The following is a 6,884-nucleotide window of genomic DNA, read 5'->3' on the forward strand; positions in this document are numbered from 1 at the left end:
CGCGCCCGCCGGCATCCGCGCGCCGCTCATCGCCACGTTCCACGCGGCGTGCGTGCGGATCCTCCGCGCGCACATCCGCCACCTCGGCTACTCGCCGCACTTCACGATCTACGACGAGGACGACCGCCTGGCGCTCGTGAAGGAGTGCATGCGGGAGCTGGACCTGACCGACCGGATGTGGACGCCCGCCGCGCTCGTCCACCGGATCAGCGCGGCGAAGAACCAGATGGTCTCGGTGGAGGAGGTCGAGCACGCGGCGCGGGGCCCGCGCGAGGAGAAGATCGGGGAACTCTACCGGTGCTATCAGGCGCGCCTCGCTGCGGCGTCGGCCGTGGACTTCGACGACCTCCTGCTCCTCACGGTGCGGCTCTTCGAGGAGGTGCCCGAGGTCCTCCGCCGGTACCGGGACCTCTGGACCCACGTCCTCGTGGACGAGTACCAGGACACGAACCGCGCCCAGTACCGGATCATCCGCCAGCTCACGGGCGAGCACCGCAACGTGTGCGTCGTGGGCGACGCCGACCAGTCGATTTATCGTTGGCGCGGGGCCGACATCCGGAACATCCTCGACTTCGAGACGGACTATCCCGGCACCCGTGTCATCCGGCTCGAGCAGAACTACCGGTCCACCAAGCGCATCCTGGCGATCGCCGCCGCGGTCATCGACAACAACGTCGCGCGCAAGGAGAAGACGCTCTGGACCGAGAACGCCGAGGGCGAGCGCGCCCAGGTCTACCGCGCCTGGGACGAGCACGAGGAGGCCAACTTCGTCGCGCAGGGGATCCGCGCGGCGCGGAGCGCCGGCACCCCGTGGGACGACGTCGCGGTCTTCTACCGCACGAACGCGCAGTCCCGCGTGCTCGAGGACGCGCTGCGGCGCGGCGGCATCCCGTACGTCATCATCGGGTCGGTGAGGTTCTACGAGCGCAAGGAGATCAAGGACGCGCTCGCGTACCTGCGCCTCGTCGTGAACCCGGCGGACGACGTCGCCTTCCGTCGCGCGGTCCAGGCGCCCGGGCGCGGCATCGGCCGCGCGACGCTCGGGCGCCTCGACGACGTGGCCGCGCGCGAGGGGCGCCCGCTCTCCGCGGTCGCCGCGGCGCCGCCGGCCGACGTCACGGGCAAGCCGCGCCGGGCGCTGGAAGACTTCGCCGCCCTCGTCGCGTCCCTCGCCGCCCGGCGCGCGGGCGCCGCCGTGCCCGCGTTCATCGACGAGGTCCTGACCGCCTCCGGCTACCGCGAGGACCTCCGGCGCGAGCGCTCGTCGGAGGCCGAGGCGCGCCTGGAGAACCTCGAGGAGCTGATCGCGGCGGCCGAGGACCACGCCCGGTCGCAGGACGACCCCACGCTCGAGGGCTTCCTGGACGGCGTCGCCCTCGTCAGCGACGTGGACGAGCTGCCGGACGGGACGCGCGGGGTCACGCTCATGACCCTCCACTCGGCCAAGGGGCTCGAGTTCCCCGTCGTGTTCCTCACGGGCATGGAGGAGGGCGTCTTCCCCCACGCGCGCTCGATGGCCTCGACCGACGAGGTCGAGGAGGAGCGGCGCCTCTGCTACGTCGGCGTCACGCGCGCGAAGGAGCGCCTCGCGATCTCCTACGCGCTCCACCGGCGGATGCACGGCTACGGCCTCGGCGAGCCGTCGCGCTTCCTGCTCGAGATGCCCGAGGAGCACCTGACGCTCCTCGGCGCCGCGGGGCGCGAGCCGCGCCGCGACGCCCCCGTCGAGGAGCCGCAGCTCGACGCGGGCGGCGACGACCTGCCGCTCAAGGTCGGGGCGCGCGTCCGTCACGGCCGTTGGGGGGAGGGGCTCGTCGTCGGCGTCGAGCGGAGCGGGGGCGACACGCTCGTGACCGTGCGCTTCGCCTCGGTGGGCCGCAAGCAGCTCTCGCTCCAGTACGCGCGCCTCGAGGAGATCTGATAGCGCCATGCGGAACGTAGCCACCACGCATCTTGGTCAGGGCACGCCCCGAGTGCCCCCGGCCTCGCGGCCCCCGCTACAATGATCTCCCGCGAGGACGTGCTCCACGTCGCGCGGCTCGCGCGGCTCGAGCTCGACGACGCCGAGCTCGAGAAGATGCGCGCACAGCTCGACTCGATCCTGACCTACATCGACCGGCTCAAGGCGCTCGACGTCACCGGCGTCGAGCCGACGTCCCACGCCGTGCCGCTCGTCAACGTGATGCGCGACGACGAGGTCGTCCCGAGCTTCCCCCAGGACGAGATGCTGCGGAACGCTCCCGACCGCGTCGGCGAGCTGTTCCGGGTCCCGCGGATCATCGAGGACTGAGCGTGGTCGGGATGCCGATCCACGAGCTGACCTCCGCATATCGCCGGGGCGAGACGACGCCGACGGCGGCGACCGAGGCCTACCTCGCGCGGATCGCGAAGCTCGACGGCGAGCTCGGGGCCTATCTCACGGTCACGCGCGAGCACGCCCTGCGGGCCGCCGCCGACGCGGACGCGCGCTACCGGGCGGGGACGCCGCTCGGCCCGCTCGACGGTGCGCCGCTCGCCTACAAGGACGTGCTCTGCACGCGCGGCGTGACGACCACCTGCGGCTCCCGGATGCTCGAGCGCTTCGTGCCGCCCTACGACGCGACCGTCATCGCGCGCCTGGCGGCCGCGGGCGCGGTGATGCTCGGCAAGGGCAACATGGACGAGTTCGCGATGGGCTCCTCCACCGAGCACTCGGCCTTCAAGCCGACCCGCAACCCCTGGGACCTCGCGCGCGTCCCCGGCGGCTCGTCCGGCGGTCCCGCCGCCGCCGTCGCCGCGGGCCTCGCCGCGGGCGGGCTCGGCACCGACACGGGCGGCTCGATCCGCCAGCCCGCCGCCTTCTGCGGCGTCGTCGGGCTCAAGCCGACCTACGGGCGCGTCTCGCGCTACGGGCTCGTCGCGTTCGGCTCCTCGCTCGACCACATCGGCCCGTTCGCGCGAGACGTCACCGACGCGGCGCTCCTGCTCCGGGCGATCGCGGGCGCGGACCCGCGCGACTCGACGTGTCTCCCCGCGCCCGTGCCCGACTACGCCGCGGGGCTGCCGCAGGGCCTGACGGGACTGCGGCTCGGGCTCCCCGACGAGTACTTCATCGACGGCATGGACCCCGAGATCGAGCGCGCCGTCCGCGCCGCGGTGGACGTGGTGCGGGGGCTCGGCGCCACGGTCGAGCGCGTCTCGCTCCCGGCGACGCCCCACGCGCTCGCGACCTACTACGTCATCGCCCCCGCGGAGGCCTCGTCGAACCTCGCGCGCTACGACGGCGTGAAGTACGGCCTGCGCGTTCCGGGGGCGCGGGACCTCGTCGAGATGTCGAGCCGCACGCGCGCGGCGGGCTTCGGCGCCGAGGTCAAGCGCCGGATCATGCTCGGCACCTACGTGCTGTCGGCCGGCTACCACGAGGCCTACTACGGGCGCGCCCAGAAGGTGCGGACGCTCGTGCGCCGCGACTTCGACGCCGCGTTCGGCCGTGTGGACCTGATCGTCGCGCCCATGACGCCGAACGTCGCCTTCAAGCACGGGGAGAAGGAGGACCCCCTCGCGATGTACCTGAACGACGTCTTCGCCGTCCCGGCGGACATGACGGGGCTCCCCGCGATCTCGGTGCCGTGCGGGTTCAGCGTGCAGGGGCTGCCGATCGGGCTCCAGTTCATCGGCAAGGCGCTCGACGAGGCCGGCGTCCTGCGCGCCGCGTACGCCTACGAGCAGGCGACGCCGTGGCACACGCGGAAGCCGGCCCTGCCATGAGTACGATGACGAAGCCGAGCTACGAGGTCGTCATCGGGCTCGAGGTCCACGCCCAGCTCCTGACGCGCTCGAAGATGTTCTGCGGCTGCGCCGCGACGTTCGGCGCCGCGCCCAACAGCCAGACGTGCCCGGTGTGCCAGGGGATGCCCGGCGTCCTGCCCGTGGTGAACCGCCGGGCCGTCGAGTTCGGCATCAAGACGGCGCTCGCCTTCGACTGCCGCGTGAACCCGGCGTGCCGGTTCGCGCGGAAGCATTATTACTACCCGGACATGCCGAAGAACTACCAGATCAGCCAATATGAAGAACCGCTCGCCGAAGATGGCTTACTCGAAATCGAAGTCGACGGCACGTCTCGCACCATCGGGATCCAGCGCCTGCACCTCGAGGAGGACGTCGGCAAGCTCCTCCACGAGGGGACGCTGGAGACGGCGCAGGCGAGCCTCGTGGACTACAACCGCTCGGGCGTGCCGCTCATGGAAACGGTCTCGAAGCCCGACCTCCGCTCGCCCGGGGAGGCGGCGGCGTACCTCCGCGCCTTCCGCGCCGTGCTCGTGTACCTCGGCGTCTGCGACGGCAACATGGAGGAGGGCTCGCTCCGCTGCGACGCGAACGTCTCGCTGCGGCCGCGCGGCGCGGCGGAGCTCGGCACGAAGGTCGAGATCAAGAACATGAACTCGTTCCGGAACGTGCAGCGGGCGCTGGAGTTCGAGGTGGAGCGGCAGGCCAAGGCGCTCGGCGCGGGCGAGCGGATCGTGCAGGAGACGCGCCTCTGGGACGCCGAGCGTGGCTACACGCGCTCGATGCGCTCGAAGGAGTTCGCGCACGACTACCGCTATTTCCCCGAGCCGGACCTGGTGCCACTCGAGATCTCCCGCGCGTGGGTGGACGCGATCCGCGCGGGGCTGCCCGAGCTGCCACGCGCGCGGCGACAGCGCTTCGTGACCCAGTACGGCCTACCCCCGTACGACGCCGGTGTGCTGACTCAGGCTCGGGCGCTGGCCGAGTATCACGAACAGGCGACCGCCGCACTGAAGCGGGCGGCGCCCTCGTTGACGCTCAGCCAAGCGGCCAAGAGCACGTCCAACTGGATCATGTCCGAGCTCCTCCATGTGCTGCCGGCAGATGACGAAGCGGCTATCCGCGAAGCCAAAATCACGCCGTCGCGGCTGGCCGGCCTGCTGAAGCTCATCGAGAACGGGACGATCAGCGGCAAGATCGCCAAGGACGTCTTCCAGAAGATGTTCGCGTCGGGCGAGGACGCCCAGGCGATCGTCGCCCGCGAAGGGCTCGTGCAAGTGGCCGACGAGTCGGCGCTCGCGGCGGTCATCGACCAGGTCATCGCGGAGAACCCGAAGGCGCTCGAGGACTACAGAAAGGGCAAGACGGCCGCCAAGGGCGCGTTCGTGGGCCAGATCATGAAGGCCACCCAGGGGAAGGCCAACCCCGCCATGGTCAATCGCCTGCTCGAGGAGAAGCTCTCTAAAATCTGACGCGGGCCGCTATAATCGAAGTGCCCGCCATGATTGAGCTTCATCGCGTATCGAAGGTGTTCTCGGTCGGGCCCGTGAAGGTCCCAGCGCTGACCGACGTCTCCCTGCGGATCGGCAAAGGGGAGTTCGCCGTGCTCACCGGCGCGTCGGGGGCGGGGAAGACGACGCTCCTCCGCCTGCTCTACCGCGACGACCTCCCGAGCGAGGGCGAGGTCGAGGTCCTCGGGTACGACGTCGGCGCGCTCCGCCGCTCGCAGGTCGCGGCCCTGCGCCGCTCGATCGGCGTCGTCTTCCAGGACGCGAAGCTCCTGCCCGCGCGCACCGTCTACGAGAACGTGGCCTTCGTCCTGCGCGTCCTCGGCACGCCCCGGCGCGAGATCACCCCGCGCGTCTTCGACGCCCTCCGCACCGTCGGCATCTCGGCCCGCGCCCAGGCCTATCCCGCCCAGCTCTCGCAGGGGGAAGCTCAGCGCGCGTCCCTGGCCAGGGCGATCGTCAGGAAGCCCGCGTTGCTCCTCGCCGACGAGCCGACGGGGAACCTCGACGACGCGATGCAGGCCGAGATCATCGACGTGATCAAGGCCATCCAGGCGGTCGGGACGACCGTGGTCCTCGCCACCCACCAGGCGCGGCTCGTCCAGATGCTGCGCCGCCGCACGATCACGCTCGAGGGCGGCTGCCTCGTGAAGGACGAGGGCTAGGCGTGCTCGGCTTCCTCATCGGCGAGGCCCTCCGCGACCTCCGGCGCGCCGGGCGCGTCGCGGTGAGCGCGATCGTGCTGATCACGCTCTCGCTGGCCGCGCTCGGCGGCTTCTGGCTCCTCTCGTCGAACCTCAAGCGCGCCGTCACGAACTGGCGCGAGCGTGTCCGGATCATCGTCTATCTCAAGCGCGAGCCGGCGCCGAGCGAGGAGGGAGCGCTCCTCGAGCGGGTCCAGCGCGTGCCCGGCGTCGCGGGCGTCGCCTACATCAGCAAGGCGGACGCCCTCAAGTCGCTGAAGCAGGTTCTCGGCAAGGACGCGAGCGTCGTCGCCCAGCTCCCGACGAACCCGCTGCCCGCGTCGCTCGAGGTGACGCCGGCCGCCGAGGGGGCGACGCCCGAGGGCGCGCGCGCCCTGCTCGCGCGGCTCCAGACGCTGCCCGAGGCCGACGAGGTCGCGGGCGGCGTGGGCTGGGTCGAGCGACTCTCGCAGTGGCAGCGCCTCGTGACGACGATCGGCCTCGGGGTCGGCGCCGTCCTCGCGGTCGCCGCGATCCTGACCGTCACGACGGCCACCACGATCATCCTGCACGCGCGCCGGGACGAGATGGAGATCATGCGGCTCGTCGGCGCGCCGGAGGCGACGATCCGGCTGCCGCTCCTGCTCCAGGGGATGCTGCAGGGGCTGCTCGGCGCGCTCCTGGCGCTCGGCGCCCTCGTCCTGGCCCACGAGCTCGTCGCCCCACGCCTCGAGCCGCTCGTCAACATCACGCTGGGCCTCTCGCACCTGCGGTTCCTGCCGCCCACGAGCCTCGCGGCGCTGCTCATCGCCGGCACGGTCTTCGGCGCCCTCGGCGGCTGGCTCGCCCGCGGGAGCCGCGAGCCATGAGCCCCCTGACGGTGCCGGCGCCGCGCCGGGGAGCCCTCCTCGACCACGCTAGCCACCGA

Annotated in this window: 6 protein-coding genes; all 6 read left to right on the plus strand. The window is 71.9% G+C overall.

The window, feature by feature from the left end:
* Window positions 1-1,921 (plus strand): 3'-5' exonuclease (locus tag VKG64_13150; GenBank protein ID HKB25988.1); only part of this gene is annotated, 1,921 nt, incomplete at its 5' end.
* Window positions 1,922-2,002: 81 nt separating this feature from the next.
* Complete coding sequence (gatC, locus tag VKG64_13155) at window positions 2,003-2,290, plus strand: Asp-tRNA(Asn)/Glu-tRNA(Gln) amidotransferase subunit GatC (protein HKB25989.1); 288 nt, start codon at window positions 2,003-2,005, stop codon at window positions 2,288-2,290.
* An 11-nt stretch (window positions 2,291-2,301) separates the two neighbouring features.
* Window positions 2,302-3,747, plus strand: a complete 1,446-nt coding sequence (gatA, locus tag VKG64_13160; GenBank protein ID HKB25990.1) for an Asp-tRNA(Asn)/Glu-tRNA(Gln) amidotransferase subunit GatA — start codon at window positions 2,302-2,304, stop codon at window positions 3,745-3,747.
* Window positions 3,744-5,237, plus strand: coding sequence for an Asp-tRNA(Asn)/Glu-tRNA(Gln) amidotransferase subunit GatB (gene gatB, locus VKG64_13165; protein ID HKB25991.1), 1,494 nt, complete (start codon window positions 3,744-3,746; stop codon window positions 5,235-5,237). The genes gatA and gatB overlap by 4 nt, the downstream gene beginning before the upstream one ends.
* A gap of 29 nt (window positions 5,238-5,266) precedes the next feature.
* A complete protein-coding gene (locus VKG64_13170; protein ID HKB25992.1) occupies window positions 5,267-5,938 on the plus strand; it encodes an ATP-binding cassette domain-containing protein in 672 nt (223 codons plus the stop codon).
* A gap of 2 nt (window positions 5,939-5,940) precedes the next feature.
* Window positions 5,941-6,825 (plus strand): ABC transporter permease, encoded by an 885-nt coding sequence (locus VKG64_13175; protein HKB25993.1) that lies wholly within the window; start codon window positions 5,941-5,943, stop codon window positions 6,823-6,825.
* The last annotated feature ends 59 nt before the right edge of the window (window positions 6,826-6,884 follow it).

The sequence above is a fragment of the Candidatus Methylomirabilota bacterium genome (genome assembly GCA_035260325.1).
Classification (GTDB): domain Bacteria; phylum Methylomirabilota; class Methylomirabilia; order Rokubacteriales; family CSP1-6; genus AR19.